Here is a 15427-nt window from a genome sequence, read left to right on the forward strand (position 1 = left end):
CGATGCAGATCGCCAAGTCGACCTTCATTCGTCCAGGCAGCAACGCCACCTATGGCATGGTGGCTGTTGGGCTCTCTTTCTTCGTCTTCGCCTACTCCTCCCGCTTCGGGCAGCCATCGATTATCGCTTATTATGCTCTCTGGTTTCCATTGGTGCTGATGGACTATCGCAGCACGCTCGGCAACTACCAGAAGCAGCTATGGCTGTTCGCCTTCGGCGTTTTTACCTGCCTTTCGATCTTCTGGTCGGCCGTGCCCGCGTTGACGGCGCGCAGCTCAATCCAGTACATGACACATATCATCTGCGCACTGATCGCCATGCGCACGCTCGATATCCGCACGCTCACGCGGGGCGCGATCGCCGGTGCGGGCATCGTGCTGATCTATTCGATGCTATTCGGCTACTACGCCTATGACCCGCTCGACGGCAACTACAGCTTCGTCGGCGCCTTCGATTCGAAGAACCAGCTCGGCTTTTACGCCTCGCTCGGCATCTATTTCGCTTTCGCCGCCGTCTTCATCCTCGGCGAGCGCCGTATCTGGATGGTCGGTGCCGGCATCCTCGGATTGTTGTCTGCCTATTGCCTCATTGCGTCAGCATCGGCGACATCGGTATTGACCACCGCTGTGGTTGTCGCGCTCAGCATCGGCATGCGCGCCATCTTGTTCCTGTCGCCGCGGCAACGAAAGAAGCTATTTGCCGCCGCGGCCATATCCGGTGTCATACTTGCCGTCGCGGGTGTCTATCTCGGCGGTGTCGATCTCGTGCTCGGTGCCTTCGGCAAGGACTCGACGCTGACGGGTCGCACCTATCTGTGGCAACAGGGTATCGCTGCAGCAGCGCTGCATCCCTTCTTCGGTGTCGGCTACGGGGCCTATTGGGTGCAGGGCTTTTCCGAGCCGGAACGTCTGTGGGAAGAATTCTTTATCGCCTCCCGTGCCGGTTTCCATTTCCACAACACCTTCATCGAAACAACCGTCGAGACCGGCTTGATCGGCGTCTCCCTGCTCGTGGCGATCCTGCTCACCACCGTCGTCGGCCATCTCAAGCGGTTTCTGAGCGACATCAGAAACGATGAATCCTATGTCCTATTCGGCGTAGCGGCACTGCTTATGATCCGTGCCTTCGTCGAGATCGACATTCTCAATCCCTACCACGTCGGCTCGTTCCTGTTTTATTTCACGGCGGGTAAGCTGGCGATGAAGACCCGGGCAGCACTGATTGTTCCGCTCGCTCCCGACGATCGTCTGGAGTTTGCGCCGCCGGTGAGCTGGGAGCCGCGGATCAGCAGATGAAAACTCTTTATGGCATTCAATATCTGCGCGGCTTCGCCGCTCTGGCAGTGGTCCTGTTCCACGCCGCAGATCGGACAGACAATCATTTCGTCATTGGGGCGGCCGGCGTCGACGTCTTTTTCGTCATCAGCGGCTTCATCATGTGGACGATGAGCGAGCGCCGGCCGGTGACGCCGTTGCGCTTCCTGCTCGATCGTCTGCAGCGCATCGCACCATCCTACTGGATCGTTACCGCCATCATGATTGCGGGCGCATTCGCCGGCCTGTTTCCGAGCATGAAGCTGACGGTCGGCCATATCCTCGGCTCGCTGTTTTTCATCCCCGTCCGCTCGCCAAGCAACGGTTCGATCTGGCCGGTTCTCGTGCAGGGGTGGACGTTGAATTTCGAGATGTTCTTTTACGTCGTCTTCGCCGCAATGTTGCTGCTGCCGCGCCGCATACAGCTTGCCGGCATGGCCGCCGTCTTCCTTGCCTTCGTCGTCGCCGGCATTCTCTTTCATCCGCAGTCGTCGTTGCTCCTCACCTATACGCAGCCGATCATTCTTGAATTCGTTGCCGGTGCGATACTTGGCCGGCTGTGGCTATTGGGCAAAACACCGGGCGCCGGCCTCGGTCTTGCGCTGGTCGTCGTCGCGTTGCTGGGTTTTGCTGCTATCCAGCTTTTTGGTCTCGAATTCAACGAGCTGAACTGCGGGCCACTCGCCGTTGCACTTGTGCTTGGCATGGTATCGCTGGAGCGCAATGGAAAGCTGCCGGAGATTCCGCTGCTCACCTATCTCGGCAACAGCTCCTATTCGATCTATCTCTGGCATACGCTGGCAATCTCGGTGGTTAGTAAACTGGTAGCGTCCACGCAGATGCCCTCCGACGTTGCGACATTCATCTGCGTCATTGCAGGCACGTTGCTGGGTATCTGTGCCTACGAAGCGGTCGAAAAACCGCTGCGCAACCTGTTGAGGAATGTGAGCTGGCAGCGGTCACGCCCATCGCCGGCGTGACAAATACTCAAACCTTGGTCTCGACCTGATGCCGGATATCGTTCGCCAAGGGGTGCAGGTCTTCCGATGTCGAGGGGCCGACGAGGCTGTAGCCCATGCCGTTGCTCGCCCAGGTGAAGCCGGTGGTCGTGCCTTCGGAATGTTCGTCCATCGGCTTGTTCTGGTCAACCAGCATCGGCCGGGTGAGCAAAACCAGGCGCGTGCCGTGGTCATTATCATACATCAGCATCAGACCCGGCCCATGCGTCGTGGCTGTGACCCGGCCACCCATCAGGCGATACCCGGAGGCGGAAAGATCGGGAAGCGAGACCGGATGCTGCAGCCGCTCCGACGCCCAGGCTACCAACTTGGCGCTGTCGTCGGCACGCAGTTCGACGGGGCGAACCTTGTCGGAGGCATAGGCGCCATAGTTGTCGACCGCCTCCCGAGCCAGGGCAACGACACCTTCGTTCGCCGGCAGCGACAGTCCGTGTAGCCACCAGCCACTACCCCCGCCGAAAACAAACAATGCGGTCGCCGCTGCCGCCATCCACCAGGGCGCTATGACCGCTCTATTCCGCCGGCCCTCGATCATATGCGCAAGATTGAGGGCGGTCGGCACGGGCTCGTCAGCGATGGGATCGAAGACATCACGCAGCTTCCGCCGCTGCAAATGGTAACCTTCCACACGAGCGGCGACGTCGGCATGACTTTCCAGATAGGCCACAATCTCGGCCCGGCGCTCAGCGTCCAGCGCGTCGTCGACATAGGCGTGGAGATCGTCCTCGGTAATAGGCTGCATAGTCATTTTACTCTCCGCAGATGTGCGCCCGGCCGGGCGGCTGCGCCTTCTCCTTCCAGTAGATGTCGCAACCGTTCGCGGGCCCGCGCGAGGCGCGACATCACCGTGCCGATAGGTATGCTCAGCACTTCGGCCACTTGGGCATAGGACAGATCCTCGACCGATACCAGCAGCAGGACGCTGCGTTGCTCTTCCGGCAGAAGGGCCAAGGCTGCCACGATATCGCGCCGTATCAAGGCATCCTCCTGCGTCGGACCTCTCGAAAACGCGACCTCATCCGCATCCTCCAGCGGGACGTGTACGCCCCGCCGCGCCGACTGCCGCAACCGGTTGACGGCAAGATTGTGCAGAATGGCGAAAACCCAGGTGCGTGGATCTCCTTCCCGACGGCGCTGGTGCCAATGGCTTATCACCCGCTCCAGGCAATCCTGCACCAGATCGTCCGCACCCGCCGCATCGTGCAACAGCGCCCGCGCATAACGACGCAGTGCTGGGATCAGCGGCTCGACAAGACGGAGAATGTCACTCATGTGCGTGAGCCCTTCTGGCCAATCCAAAACTGGACACCGCCCGCCACCCTATATCACAGGAGATGGCGGGCGGATCACTCTCAATATGTCTGGCTCAACGTTTCTGGACTTGAACGATCGCGCCTGGCTGGCCATCGGCACCCGCGGCTGCGATCACAAGATAACGCCGCTCAGCCTTGGCATCGCTTTGGACGATCTGCCGGATCGGGCCTACGGCATTGACGATCGCAGAACCCGCCGGGTTTGTCATGAAGGAGGCGAGCGGCTCCAACATACCGCTGCCGTCAGCATGCGAGGCGAGCGCCAGGACAAAAGGCTTCTTCGGCTCTAGACCGGTCGCGGATGCCTGCAGGACCTGAGACAAGCCTTGATCGAACAGCGTAACACTCGTCGGCACCTTGTCGCCTTCAGGCTTGCCCTTTGCCACCATCTGCAGATGAGCGGCCTGGCCGGCGACGCCAAGAGGCTGCAGATTCTGCGTGCCGTCGCCATCGGGAACCGCATTCGGTACATAGGCGACAGCCTGCGGCGCCTGACCGATCGGGATGGTGGCGATGACCTTGTTGGTCAGCGTGTCGATGGCAGCGAAAGCGTCGGCATTTTCAAGACCGACATAGACGCGCGTGCCATCGCCCGAGGGCCAGACGCCATGCGGCAGATTGCCGACCGGAATGGTCGCGACCTGCTCGAAATTGTCCGTGCGGAAGACCTTCACCTCGTTAAGACCGCCAACTGTGACATAGGCAAACGTGCCATTGGCATTGTGCACGATGTTGACGTGGTTGGTGATCGGACCGGTATCCAGCGTCTTGATGGCATCGAACGGCGCCTGCGCGTTGAAGACCTGCGTCTTGCCGGTGTCCTTCAGTGTAAACCAGACCTGCTTGCCGTCGGGTGTGGCGGCGATGTTCGGGCAGAAGGGGCTTTCCTGCTTCACATGTCCGACGATCTGATGATCGGCGACCGAGACCACCACCGTATCCGGATTGAAAGACGAGCAGATGTAGCCGTATTTGCCGTCGGGCGAGAAGATCTGCATGCCGGGACCAGCCGGCACCTTGATCTGTAGCTTTTCCTGATAGGTCTTGGCATCGATGACCGAAATGTAGTCTTCGCCGCGAACCGTCACCCAAACTTCATTGCCGTCGGGCGTAAAAAAGGCCTCGTGCGGCGAGCGGCCAACATAGGTCGTATGCTTGACCGTGTTCGTCGCCGTGTCGATGAAAGTCACCGAATTCGAGCCGATCGAGACAACGGCGAGCGTCTTATGGTCCGGCGAGAAGCCCATCCCGTGCACCAGAACCTGGCCTTTGTAGAGCGGGCTGAGATTACCCGGCTGCGGATCGCCGAGCTTGATGACACCGAGCAGCTTGTTGTCGACCGGATCACTCACAGACACGGTGTTGGAAAACTGCTCGGCCGCATAGACGCGATCCTTATGGCTGATCGCGATATCCGGATCGGCGGCGGCGCCCGGCGCCTGGCCTGCAAAGCTTGCGACAGGTGCGAACATGGTGCCGGCAAGAAGACCGAGGGTGAGGAGGGTACGCTTCATGATAGGGTCCTTTTCAATTGCCCATTTTCATATTCATCATGGACATGCCCGAGGACATGGACGATGAATTCTGACCGGTGGAGGTGGAAGGCGAGGCGGCATCGACCTGCGTCGGAGCCGCCGTCGAGGGAGGCAGGGGATCGCCGAGCGCCAGCCGCATGGCAGCGATTTCCTGCTGTTGATCGACAATGATTTCCTGCGCTATGCGCTTCAATTGCTCGTTCGTGCCGTAACGCAGATAGGCTTGAGCCATGTCGATGGCGCCCTGGTGATGCGGGATCATCATCTCAACGAAATCGCGGTCGACATTGCCGGTCGGCTTGACCGCCATGTCGTCCATCATTTTCGTCATCGCCGCATCGTTTTCAGTGAGGTAGGGCGCCTCCGACTGAATGGCTGGCGATGACGGCGCCTGCGAAGTCGGTGCATCCTGCGCGAACGCCAATGCTGCGGACGAAAGTGCCGCGGCGGTGAACGCGGAGATGACAGCCATATGCCGGATAGGACGGGAATTGCTCATGTCTTGCCTCCTGAAGGGATTGCCGAGCGGCTTCATGGAGGTAGACAAACGTCACCGCGGTTTATTCCGCGGTGGAGAAATTATTTTTGTGGTAGGTCGGAAACGTATATCGGCGGGCCATGCTAGCCCGCCGACACCAACTGGTCGATCGCTATGGTCCTCAGAGACGCCGGCGGCGCAACTGGTCGAAATAAACGATCACGATGATCAGTACGCCGGTGATGATGCGCTGCCAGAAGGAATTCAGGTTGAGCAAGTTGGCGCCATTGTTGATGGTAGCGAGGATGAAAGCGCCGATCAGCGGACCATAGACGGAGCCGACCGCGCCGAAGAGGCTGGTGCCGCCAATGACGGAAGAGGCAATCGCCTGCAATTCCCAGCCATCCGCCTGCGTCGCATTGCCAATGGCGATGCGCGAGGCAAGCAGAACGCCGACGAAAGCGGCGCAGGTTCCCGACAATATATATGCGAGGTAGATCATCCAGGTGACGTTGACGCCGGAGAGACGCGCAGCCTCGCGGTTTGAACCGACGGCGAAGAGATAGCGGCCCCAGCGGCTGAGATGCAGGAAGATGAAAGCCGGTATGGCCACGACGATCACCATCCAAAACAGGCTTGGGATTCCCAGGAAATCGGCGACGGCGAAATTGGTGAAATCGTCGTTGACGATGTTGATCGTCGAGCCGTTGGTGATCAGCAGGCCGATGCCGCGCAGGGACGTCAGCGTCGCCAGCGTGATGATGAAGGGCGGCAGGCCCATGCGGACGATGCCGAAGCCATGAAAGGCGCCGATCAGCACACCAAACGCCAGGGTGATGAGAATAGCGGCCCAGACCGGAAAACCCGCCTGCAGCAGCCAGGCGATGATGACAGTGCAGAAACCGACGATGGCGCCGACCGAGAGATCGATGCCTGCGGTGATAATGACAAAGGTCTGGCCAAGGGCGAGGATCGCCGTCATCGAGCCCTGACGCATCAGGTTGGTGATGTTGAGCGGCGTCCAGAATTTGTCGGTCCAGAATCCTAAGAGCACCCAGAGAGCGAGAAGGAGGAGGATCAGCGTCAAGCTGAAGAAGATGCTCATCTTTCGCCCAGGCGCTACGGCGGGACCTTCTGTCGTGTTTGTGGCCATTGTTTTGTCTCTCTGTTCCCGATTTTATTTATTGTTCAGGTGCCGATCGCTTCGCCGAGGACTTCCTCATGCGTGGCGGCGTGAAAATCATGGCTGGCAACGAGCTGGCCTCGGCGGAAGACATGCAGCCGGTCGGCAAGCTCATAGACCTCTGGCAGATAAGACGAGATGACGATGATGCCCGCGCCGCCCTTGAGCAGCTTGGCGAACAGCCGGTAGATCTCCGCCTTGGTGCCGACATCGACGCCGACGGTCGGCTCGTCGAAAATGAAGAGCTTGGCGCCATGGCTCAGCCACTTGCCGATGACGACCTTCTGCTGGTTGCCGCCGGACATGGCCGAAACGAGAACCCGTCGGCTCGGCGTCTTGATGCTGAGATCGCGGATCTGCTTGTCGGCGTTGGCCGCCTCACCACTGCGATTGATAACCGGCCCCTGGCTCAGCCGTTTGAACACCGGCAGGTTGATGTTAAGGCCGATCGGCAGGTTGAGGCATAGCCCCTGGTCACGGCGGCTTTCCGGTGCCAACGCAATGCCGAGATCCATTGCATCACGCTCGCTGCGGATATCGACCTTACGGCCCTGCCAATAAATCTCGCCTGCCGACAACGGCTGGCGACCGTAAAGCCCAAGCGCGAATTCACTGCGCCCGGCCCCGATCAGCCCGTAAAGCCCGACGATTTCACCGGCTCTCACGCTCAGCGAGACATTTTCGAAGCCGGGGCCGGAGAGGCCGCGTGCTTCCAGGATGGTCTCGCCGATCGGAATATCTTCCTTGTGATAGATCTGCTCGATCGAGCGGTTGATCATCAGCTTGATCAACTCGTCCTCATTGGTCTCACCGACCTCGCGCGTGCCGACATGGGTGCCGTCGCGCAACACCGAGACACGGTTCGCCAGTTCGAACACCTCCTCCATGCGGTGGCTGATGTAGACAATAGTGACGCCCTCGCTCTGCAGACGGCGGATCAGCTTGAACAGCTGCGCCGATTCCTTGCGGGTGAGGTAGGCTGTCGGTTCGTCGAAGATCAGGAATTGCGTGCCGCGCATGGCGGCGCGGGCGGTGGCCACGAGCTGTTGCTGGCCGATGGTGAGCGAACTCAACAGTGCGCCTGCCGGCAGGCCGAAGCCGAGATCGTCAAGCACGGCCTGTCCCAGCTTCTCCATCTGTTTCTTGCGCATCAGCCCGAAGCGATTGACCTCATCTCCAAGAAAAAGATTGGCCGCGACCGTCAGATGAGGGCAGAGCACGACCTCCTGATGCACGGCATTGATACCGCGGGCGATCGCCTCGTTCGGATTGGCAAGCGCGACCGGATGGCCGCACCAGAATATCTCACCCGCAGTTCTGGTGATGACGCCGGTCAGGAGCTTGATGAGTGTCGATTTGCCTGCGCCGTTTTCGCCGACGATGGCGTGGATCTCGCCGGCAAGAAAGGTGATCGTCGCCGGCTTCAGCGCCTCGACAAAGCCATAGCGCTTCTGCAGCCCCCTGAGCTCGAGAATCGGCGAACCTGCCGGAACGCGGCTTGCTTCCGTCCGGATAGTGTCATCGTGCCGATGACTGATCTCTTCGAGGCTCGTCATGGGGTTCTCCTCCCTTCGCCGACCATTCGCTCCGTTGGCGTCCACGCAAACAGAGCCGGAATGAAAACAGGCCGCGCCCGGTTTCCCAGGCGCGGCCTCAAGTCGTTACTTGACCTTCGGGTTGATCAGGGCGTCGATCTTCGGATCGGTCATGTTCGCCTTGGTCACGAGGTTTGCGCCCGTGTCGACGTTAGCCTCGACCTTTTCCTTCTTGGAGGCGGCGAGCGCCGTCTTGATGCCGTCATAACCCATGCGATAGGGGTCCTGAACAACGAGGCCGGCGAGAACGCCGGACTTCAGGAAGCCGACGGTCTTGTCGTCGTTGTCAAAGCCGATGACCTTGATCTTGTCGCCGAGCTTGTTTTCGGCAATCGCCTGGCCGACGCCCTGCGCCATGATCAGGTTCGAGGCGAAGACGCCGACAAGGTTCGGATTGGCGGTGATCAGGTCGGTCATCATGTTGAGACCGGTCGTGGCCTGGCCGTCGGCATATTTGTCGGCAACGACCTTCAGGCCAGGATACTTGCTCTTGACCTCGTCCAGGAAGCCCTGGCGGCGTTGGTCCAGCGAGCCGACGCCCGGCAGGCTCGTGATGATGGCGACTTCGCCTTCTTCCTTGCCGGTCATGCCCTTGATCGCCGCAGCAAGACCGTCAGCGGCGATGCGGCCGCCGGCTGTGTTGTCGGTCGTCAGGAACGATACGAAAGCTTTGGAATCGGCGGCCGAGTCGATACCGACCACTGGTACGGACTTGGCGGCTTCATCCACCGGCTTGCCGAGCGCTTTGCGTTCGGTCGGCGCGATCACGACGGCGGCCGGTTTACCGGCGACGGCGTTTTCGAGAATGCTGATCTGGCCATTGATGTCGGATTCGGACTGGGCGCCGAGTTCCGGCACCTTGACGCCAAGATCCTTACCGGCCTGGCGAGCGCCGGCGAGAACGATCTGCCAGTAGAAGGATGTTGTGTCCTTGACGATGATCGGGATGGTCACGTCGGCCGCAAAGGATTGCACCGGCATGGCAACGGCAATGATGGCCGCGCCGGCAAGACCGGCAAAGGTGCGGCGGGACAGAAGGGATTTGGCGATATTCATTGATTTCTCCTCTCAACGCGCTCTGCTCCTGCACACCGGCCGTTGAACGCTTGCGGCTCGGTATCGTGAGCACAAGATGGGCTCACGCATCGCGGAGATGTTTGCTGCGCATGAACTTTCCGAAAACCGGTTCACACCTTTCGGGAGCATGCCGTACCATCCACGCCAAAACAGGCTTTCCTCCTCCTCGAGGCCGTCTCGTCCGACGGCCCGATAGCTCCTTATTTCTGTGTCAAACCCGAACCGCCTCGTCTCCCAACGGAGGCGCAACCAGGGTCAATCCTTCGAATTCCGCATAAAGACTGCCCGGAAGCTCAGGTTCCACGAGCTGCATATTGCGAATGAGACTTGCCGCTTTCGCGGTGCCGATCAGCACTGAAGCCACGGACGGATGGCGGAGCGGAAACTGGATCGCCGGCGCGGCAAGCGGCAGGCCATGGCGGCGGGCGATGTCCTCCATCGCCCCGACCTTGGCCAGAACATCCGCCGTCGCCGGAAGATAGTCGAAATGCGCACCGGGCACGGGGCCGGTCGCGAGAATGCCGGAATTGAAGACGCCGCCAACCACAAGCGAAGTACCCTTCTTCTCGCAGAGCGGCAGCAGCTCGGCTACCGCCGAGCGGTCAAGCAGGGTATAGCGGCCGGCGAGCAGGATGCAGTCGATATCGGCCTCATGCATGACGTCGAGGCACACGGGCACCTCGTTGACGCCGAGGCCATAGGCCTTGATCGCGCCCGACGACTTCAGCTCCTCCAATGCCTTCAGTCCGGAACCCAGGAGTTGGCCGAGATGGTGTGCATTCAGCTCCTTGCCATGGGTATAAACGCCGATGTCGTGAACGTAGAGGATATCGATGCGGTTGAGTCCGAGGCGGGCATAGCTGAATTCCACCGATCGCATGATGCCGTCATAGGAATAATCGTAATCGGCATCGAAGGGCAGGGGATCGACATAGCCGTAATTCGGTACCTTGTCGCTTGGAACAGGCCGCATCAACCGCCCGACCTTGGTCGACAGGACATAGCTGTCTTCCGGCTGGTCGCGCAGGAAATCGCCGACGCGGCGTTCACCGAGACCGAAGCCATACCAAGGCGCAACGTCGAAATAGCGGATGCCGCTATCCCAAGCCGCTTGCAGGGTTTCAATGGCCTGGTCGCGAGGGCAGGTGCGGTAAAGACCGCCGAGTGCTGCGGCCCCGAAGCTGATTTCGGTGACCTCCAGGCTTGTCCTGCCGATTCTTCTCCTCTTCATCACCTCTCCCTCGTGATGATTGGTCGATCGGTTCCACCGTACTTGGCTCGTTGGGGAGCTGAGTACCGCGGCGTGACGTGCACTGCTTATCTAGAGCGTCGCTCCGAGATGCCAGGGCACAAATTCGTTATCGCCGTAGCCGAAGGCTTCGCTTTTTGTTTTTTTGCCCGATGCGATCTCTATGATCAGTTCGAAGATCTCACGGCCCTTGCCCGATATCGTTGCCTCCCCAGTGGCAATGGTACCGCAGTCGATATCCATGTCCTCTTCCATGGATTGGTAAAGTGCTGAATTGCTCGACAGCTTGAACGACGGCGCCGGACGGGAGCCGAAACAACTGCCGCGGCCAGTCGTAAAGGCGATCATATTGGCGCCGCCCGCCACCTGGCCCGTAGCGGAGACCGGATCATAACCGGGCGTATCCATAAAGACGAGGCCGTGATCCGTTACCCGTTCGGCGTAGCTGTAGACGGCGCTCAGCGGCGATCGTCCGCCTTTGGCGACGGCGCCGAGCGACTTCTCCAGAATGGTTGTCAACCCGCCACGCTTATTACCGGGCGACGGATTGTTGTCCAACGATGCGCCGTGCAGGGCAACATACTTTTCCCACCAGTCAATTTTTGCGTCGAGCTTGGCGGCAACCGCGTCGTTAATTGCACGGCTGCGCAGCAAATGCTCGGCACCGTAGATTTCCGAGGTTTCCGACAGGATTGCCGTACCGCCGGCGGCCGCCAGCAGGTCCGCAGCAGCCCCCAGCGCCGGATTGGCGGTAATGCCGGAGAAACCGTCCGAGCCGCCGCATTGCAGGCCGACGATGATTTCGCTGATCGAGATTGGCTCGCGACGGCCCCGGCCGACATCCTCGGCGATCTCCTTCAAGACACCCATTGCAAGCGCCACCGCGCGGCGTGAGCCGCCGGCATCCTGGATATTGAAGTGCCGCTTGCTGGCGCCGGCGCCGCTCTGGCCATAAAGCGTGAGCTGGTTAACTTCGCAGCCGAGTCCGATCATCAGGACGCCGCCGAAATTCACGTGACGCGTATAGCCGGCCAGGGTGCGATGCAACGTCTGCATGCCGTCGCCGGTCGAGCTCATGCCGCAGCCCTGGTCATGCACGATCGGCACGAAACCGTCGATGCCGTCGTAATGCGGCAGGAGCGTACGGTTTGCCTCTTCCGCAATGGCGCGGCAAACCGTGGTGGAACAGTTCACGCTGGCGATGATGCCGATATAGTTGCGTGTCGCCGCACGGCCGTCGGCGCGCCGATACCCCATGAACGTGCGAGCCTTGTCGGCTTCTGTCGCCGCTTCGGGCGCCGCATTGGCGGTCGCCGCCAGGCGATCATTTTCGAAATGCAGGTTATGGCTGTGCACGTGATCGCCGGCCTTGACCTCGGCTGTCGTGCGGCCAATGGCCTGGCCATATTTCACCACAGGCATACCGACGGCGATGTCGCGAATAGCGAATTTATGACCGGGATCGATTTTGTCCCGGGTCAAAACCCCGTTGGCGACCTTGGCGCCTGCCGCAATCGCCGTCGTCGCCACCGCGACATTGTCGCCTTCCGACAGAAGGATCCAAGGTTGGCTGTTCAACGTCTTCTCCCTGAGCAATCTTGTATTTCAGCATTCGCCCGATAGGCCATCGCTGATTGATTTTGTTTTTTATCTACAATAAACATTTTAGTGTCAACGAGGAAAATCGCTTACCGGCGGGGGAGAAGGTCGACGCGATGGACGTGGATGCGATTGTGACGCATCCGGCAGTGCTCCCGAATTTGACTGCCATTCGAGCATGGTTCAGAGATCGCCGCCGACGCAGAGCTGCGGACTATAAGCGAGGGGGAAAATGGCGAGACAAAACACGCTCTTCAAGGATGCGTTCAATCGCTACGTCGCCGGTCTGAAGCCCGACGCCGCCTTGCCGACCGAGCCTGAAATCGCCGCCGAGCTCGGCATCAGCCGCAGCACGGCGCGCGCCATTCTGCTGCGTCTAAGTGACGCTGGCATTATCCGCTGGAACAAGCGCCAGAAGATCGTGCTGCGCCAGCCGACCGAGGCCGATTTTTTCCCGGAGGAAGAGACCAATTCGCTGCACGACATCATCGAGCGCAGCTTCATGTTGCGTATCCTTTCCGACGAAGCACAGCCCGGTATGCAGATCAACGAGCTGGAGCTGGCGCGCGAAATCGGCACGGGGACCTCGGTGGTGCGCGAATTCCTCATCCGCTTCAGCCGTTTCGGTTTGATCGAAAAGCGACCGAACAGCCATTGGATCCTGAAAGGCTTTACTAGCGAATTCGCTTTGGAACTGGCCGATGTGCGCGAAATGTTCGAGCTGCATTCTGCCGCGGAATTCGGACGCCTGCCGACAGAGCATCCGGCCTGGACCGCTCTGGCGGCCATCAAAAAGGAACATTACGATTTGCAGGACGATTTCGATGAGCGTTATCGTGATTTTTCGCAGCTCGATGAGCGCTTCCACCTTCTCATTCATCGCGCCTCGAATAATCGCTTCATCGCGGATTTCTACGACGCGATCGCGATCGTCTTTCACTATCACTATCAGTGGAATAAGGCCTTCGCTCGCGAACGCAATTCGCGCGCTATCGTTGAACATCTCGACTATATCGAAGCATTGCAATCTCGCGATTCGAAGCGGATCGAGAGCGCCTGCCGCACGCATCTTGCCTCGGCGCGACACACTTTGCTGCAGTCCATTCCGCAGAATACGAGCGACGTTGCAGGCTCAACCACACAGTATATCCAAGTCTAAAACGTATTTCGCCAGCGCCGCGTTTAAACGGCACCGGCGAAAGCTTGCTGACACCGAAACCGGTGTTATCTCACGAATTCCCTGATTTTGTAGGCGACTTCCGTTCGGTTCGTCGCATTCAGCTTCTTCATGATGTTGCGAATGTGTACTTTGACCGTGCTCTCGCAAAGGTCCATTTCATAGGCGATGATCTTGTTTGCCTTGCCGCGCCGCAGAGCTTCGGCAACGACCACTTCACGCGGCGTAAACAGACTGTCGGCGCAACGGGTTCCGCTGGTTACGGAGGCGATGACCTCCTTGGCCGCCAGAATGCTGCTTGCCGGCACGAATACACCGCCTGCACGTGCGAGAGCTACGGCTTCCGCGGCGACATTGATCCCGACACTGGTCGGAATGTAACCGCGAGCGCCGCATTCCAGCGCCTTGAGAAGTTGTGCTAGCTCGTCACTCTCGGCTCCGACAATAACGGGGCTCGCCTTGAACCTCTCCGCGAGGGCGGAGATTTTATCGCTGACGTCTGCATCCGAAACCTTGCGTCCGCCAATCATAAAAAGAATTGCGGACGGTTCGCTTTGCATGCGGCGCTTCTGCCATTCCTCGAATGATCCGACGGTGACGATATTCATGCTCTCGTCATATTCCGTCAGGCTCCGGGACAGGCATTCCCTGTCCAGGGCGCGTGCATCGATGAGTAGAAGATAGTCCTCGCATTCGTCGGTGCTGACCGCGCCTGCGGCGGTAAAAGCCCGTAATGAATCCGATGCTCGGACTGAAATGAGACGGGTTGCTGTTTCTGTTCCAAATTTCTCATTCACTAAAGATTGTCTGTCCATGGCCGTTACTCCTTACTCCACGTGGCCTCTATTCTTCTGAATTCAAGTGATTAGGCATCGTTTCAAAGTAACTGAATAGATACGCTGAACCAAACCGACACACTTCGTCTTGACTCATAGCATTACTCCTGTCCCCGTTTTCGAAATTTACCTGATCACGAAATGGATAATCGCTGATTCTATTTAGAAGGACATTAACATACGTTAATAAGATCTAAAAATATTCGCCTCACGATTGTTATCGACTTGAAATAACACGAGTGCGTTCAAGCCGCACTTTAGATCATATGCGGCGTGAAATAGGTTTCATCGAAGTCGACGAGCTCCATGAGCCGATGACGATCGAGAAATTCGACGATGCCGTTCCGGAACGATAGGAGGCCGCCCACCCGCATGTCTCTAAGGACGCGGTTGATGTGTACCGTCGACAGACCGACGGCATCGCCGATGTCGGCTTGCGTCAGCGGGCATTCAAAACCGTCGAAGTTCGGCTTTAGCCGTGACGGACCAAGCCTGGTGGCCAGTTCGAGCAGCAGGTGACCGGTGCGCTCCAGCGCGTCGCGTCGGCCGATGTTGGCAAGCCGCTCGGACATACGCGCCTGCCGGCGCATCATCTCAGTGAGTACGATGCGATAGAGCCGCGGAGAAACTTCCAGGCTCGCGTGGGAGGTGAAATCCGGGAACTCCATGACGGTGACCTTGGAGAGAGCCTGTACCGTCTCACGCGCCAATTCCAACGAAGGTGTGGAGATCATGTCACCGCGGAGCGCAAATTCGACGACGATGCGCGTGCCGTTCGGCAGCATCTTGCTGGAAACTGCCCATCCGCTGACGAGGAAAAGAAGACGCGATGTATCGTCCTCATAATCGTAGATGGTTTCACCAGGAGCATACGTGCGCGGAATACCGCCCGTCAGTTCCGATTTCTGACGGTATAGATCAGGACTCAAAGCCTGTAGGCGCCCTATGGAAACCTGAGTGGTCATACATGCCCCCGAACCACATACCATATCGGGAAGGTTCCAATAACCTGTCCCTGAAGGTATATCACGTAACGTATGGCAAGTATATAGC

At 59.1% G+C, this 15427-nt stretch carries 14 protein-coding genes; 3 read left to right on the plus strand and 11 right to left on the minus strand.

The window, feature by feature from the left end; all coding sequences use genetic code 11:
• Positions 1–2 precede the first annotated feature (2 nt).
• On the plus strand, positions 3–1295 hold the full coding sequence (locus tag FHT86_RS21395) for an O-antigen ligase (protein WP_133709487.1): 1293 nt from the start codon (positions 3–5) through the stop codon (positions 1293–1295).
• Complete coding sequence (locus tag FHT86_RS21400) at positions 1292–2293, plus strand: acyltransferase (protein WP_133709488.1); 1002 nt, start codon at positions 1292–1294, stop codon at positions 2291–2293. Before FHT86_RS21395 ends, FHT86_RS21400 begins: the two co-directional genes overlap by 4 nt.
• 7 nt (positions 2294–2300) lie before the next feature.
• Here the strand turns inward: FHT86_RS21400 and FHT86_RS21405 are convergent, their stop codons facing one another.
• The 9 genes from FHT86_RS21405 to FHT86_RS21445 form a co-directional block, all read right to left on the minus strand.
• Entirely contained in the window at positions 2301–3080 is a 780-nt protein-coding gene (locus tag FHT86_RS21405; protein WP_133709489.1) for an anti-sigma factor, read from the minus strand.
• Positions 3077–3604: an RNA polymerase sigma factor gene (locus tag FHT86_RS21410; RefSeq protein ID WP_133709490.1), complete on the minus strand. Its 528-nt coding sequence runs from the start codon at positions 3602–3604 to the stop codon at positions 3077–3079. Before FHT86_RS21410 ends, FHT86_RS21405 begins: the two co-directional genes overlap by 4 nt.
• Before the next feature lie 94 nt (positions 3605–3698).
• The gene (locus FHT86_RS21415; protein WP_133709491.1) at positions 3699–5159 is read right to left on the minus strand and encodes a YncE family protein; all 1461 of its coding nucleotides are present in this window, start codon (positions 5157–5159) and stop codon (positions 3699–3701) included.
• A gap of 13 nt (positions 5160–5172) precedes the next feature.
• Positions 5173–5679 carry a DUF305 domain-containing protein gene (locus tag FHT86_RS21420; protein ID WP_246779599.1) on the minus strand — a complete coding sequence of 169 codons (507 nt, stop codon included), beginning with the start codon at positions 5677–5679 and terminating at the stop codon, positions 5173–5175.
• A 160-nt stretch (positions 5680–5839) separates the two neighbouring features.
• Positions 5840–6811 (minus strand): ABC transporter permease, encoded by a 972-nt coding sequence (locus FHT86_RS21425; protein ID WP_133709492.1) that lies wholly within the window; start codon positions 6809–6811, stop codon positions 5840–5842.
• Between the two features lie 35 nt (positions 6812–6846).
• The gene (locus FHT86_RS21430; RefSeq protein WP_133709493.1) at positions 6847–8397 is read right to left on the minus strand and encodes a sugar ABC transporter ATP-binding protein; all 1551 of its coding nucleotides are present in this window, start codon (positions 8395–8397) and stop codon (positions 6847–6849) included.
• Between the two features lie 105 nt (positions 8398–8502).
• Positions 8503–9492 (minus strand): ABC transporter substrate-binding protein, encoded by a 990-nt coding sequence (locus FHT86_RS21435; protein WP_133709494.1) that lies wholly within the window; start codon positions 9490–9492, stop codon positions 8503–8505.
• A 232-nt stretch (positions 9493–9724) separates the two neighbouring features.
• The gene (locus FHT86_RS21440; protein ID WP_133709495.1) at positions 9725–10744 is read right to left on the minus strand and encodes an aldo/keto reductase; all 1020 of its coding nucleotides are present in this window, start codon (positions 10742–10744) and stop codon (positions 9725–9727) included.
• Positions 10745–10834: 90 nt separating this feature from the next.
• Complete coding sequence (locus tag FHT86_RS21445; RefSeq protein WP_133709496.1) at positions 10835–12340, minus strand: UxaA family hydrolase; 1506 nt, start codon at positions 12338–12340, stop codon at positions 10835–10837.
• Between the two features lie 253 nt (positions 12341–12593).
• Between FHT86_RS21445 and FHT86_RS21450 the strand changes: the two genes are divergently transcribed.
• A complete protein-coding gene (locus FHT86_RS21450; RefSeq protein WP_133709497.1) occupies positions 12594–13520 on the plus strand; it encodes a GntR family transcriptional regulator in 927 nt (308 codons plus the stop codon).
• Between the two features lie 65 nt (positions 13521–13585).
• Here the strand turns inward: FHT86_RS21450 and FHT86_RS21455 are convergent, their stop codons facing one another.
• Positions 13586–14353, minus strand: coding sequence for a response regulator transcription factor (locus FHT86_RS21455; protein WP_133709498.1), 768 nt, complete (start codon positions 14351–14353; stop codon positions 13586–13588).
• 278 nt (positions 14354–14631) lie between these two features.
• Positions 14632–15339, minus strand: a complete 708-nt coding sequence (locus FHT86_RS21460) for a Crp/Fnr family transcriptional regulator (protein WP_166656893.1) — start codon at positions 15337–15339, stop codon at positions 14632–14634.
• Positions 15340–15427 lie beyond the last annotated feature (88 nt).

This window comes from Rhizobium sp. BK313 (genome assembly GCF_014193655.1).
Lineage (GTDB): Bacteria > Pseudomonadota > Alphaproteobacteria > Rhizobiales > Rhizobiaceae > Rhizobium.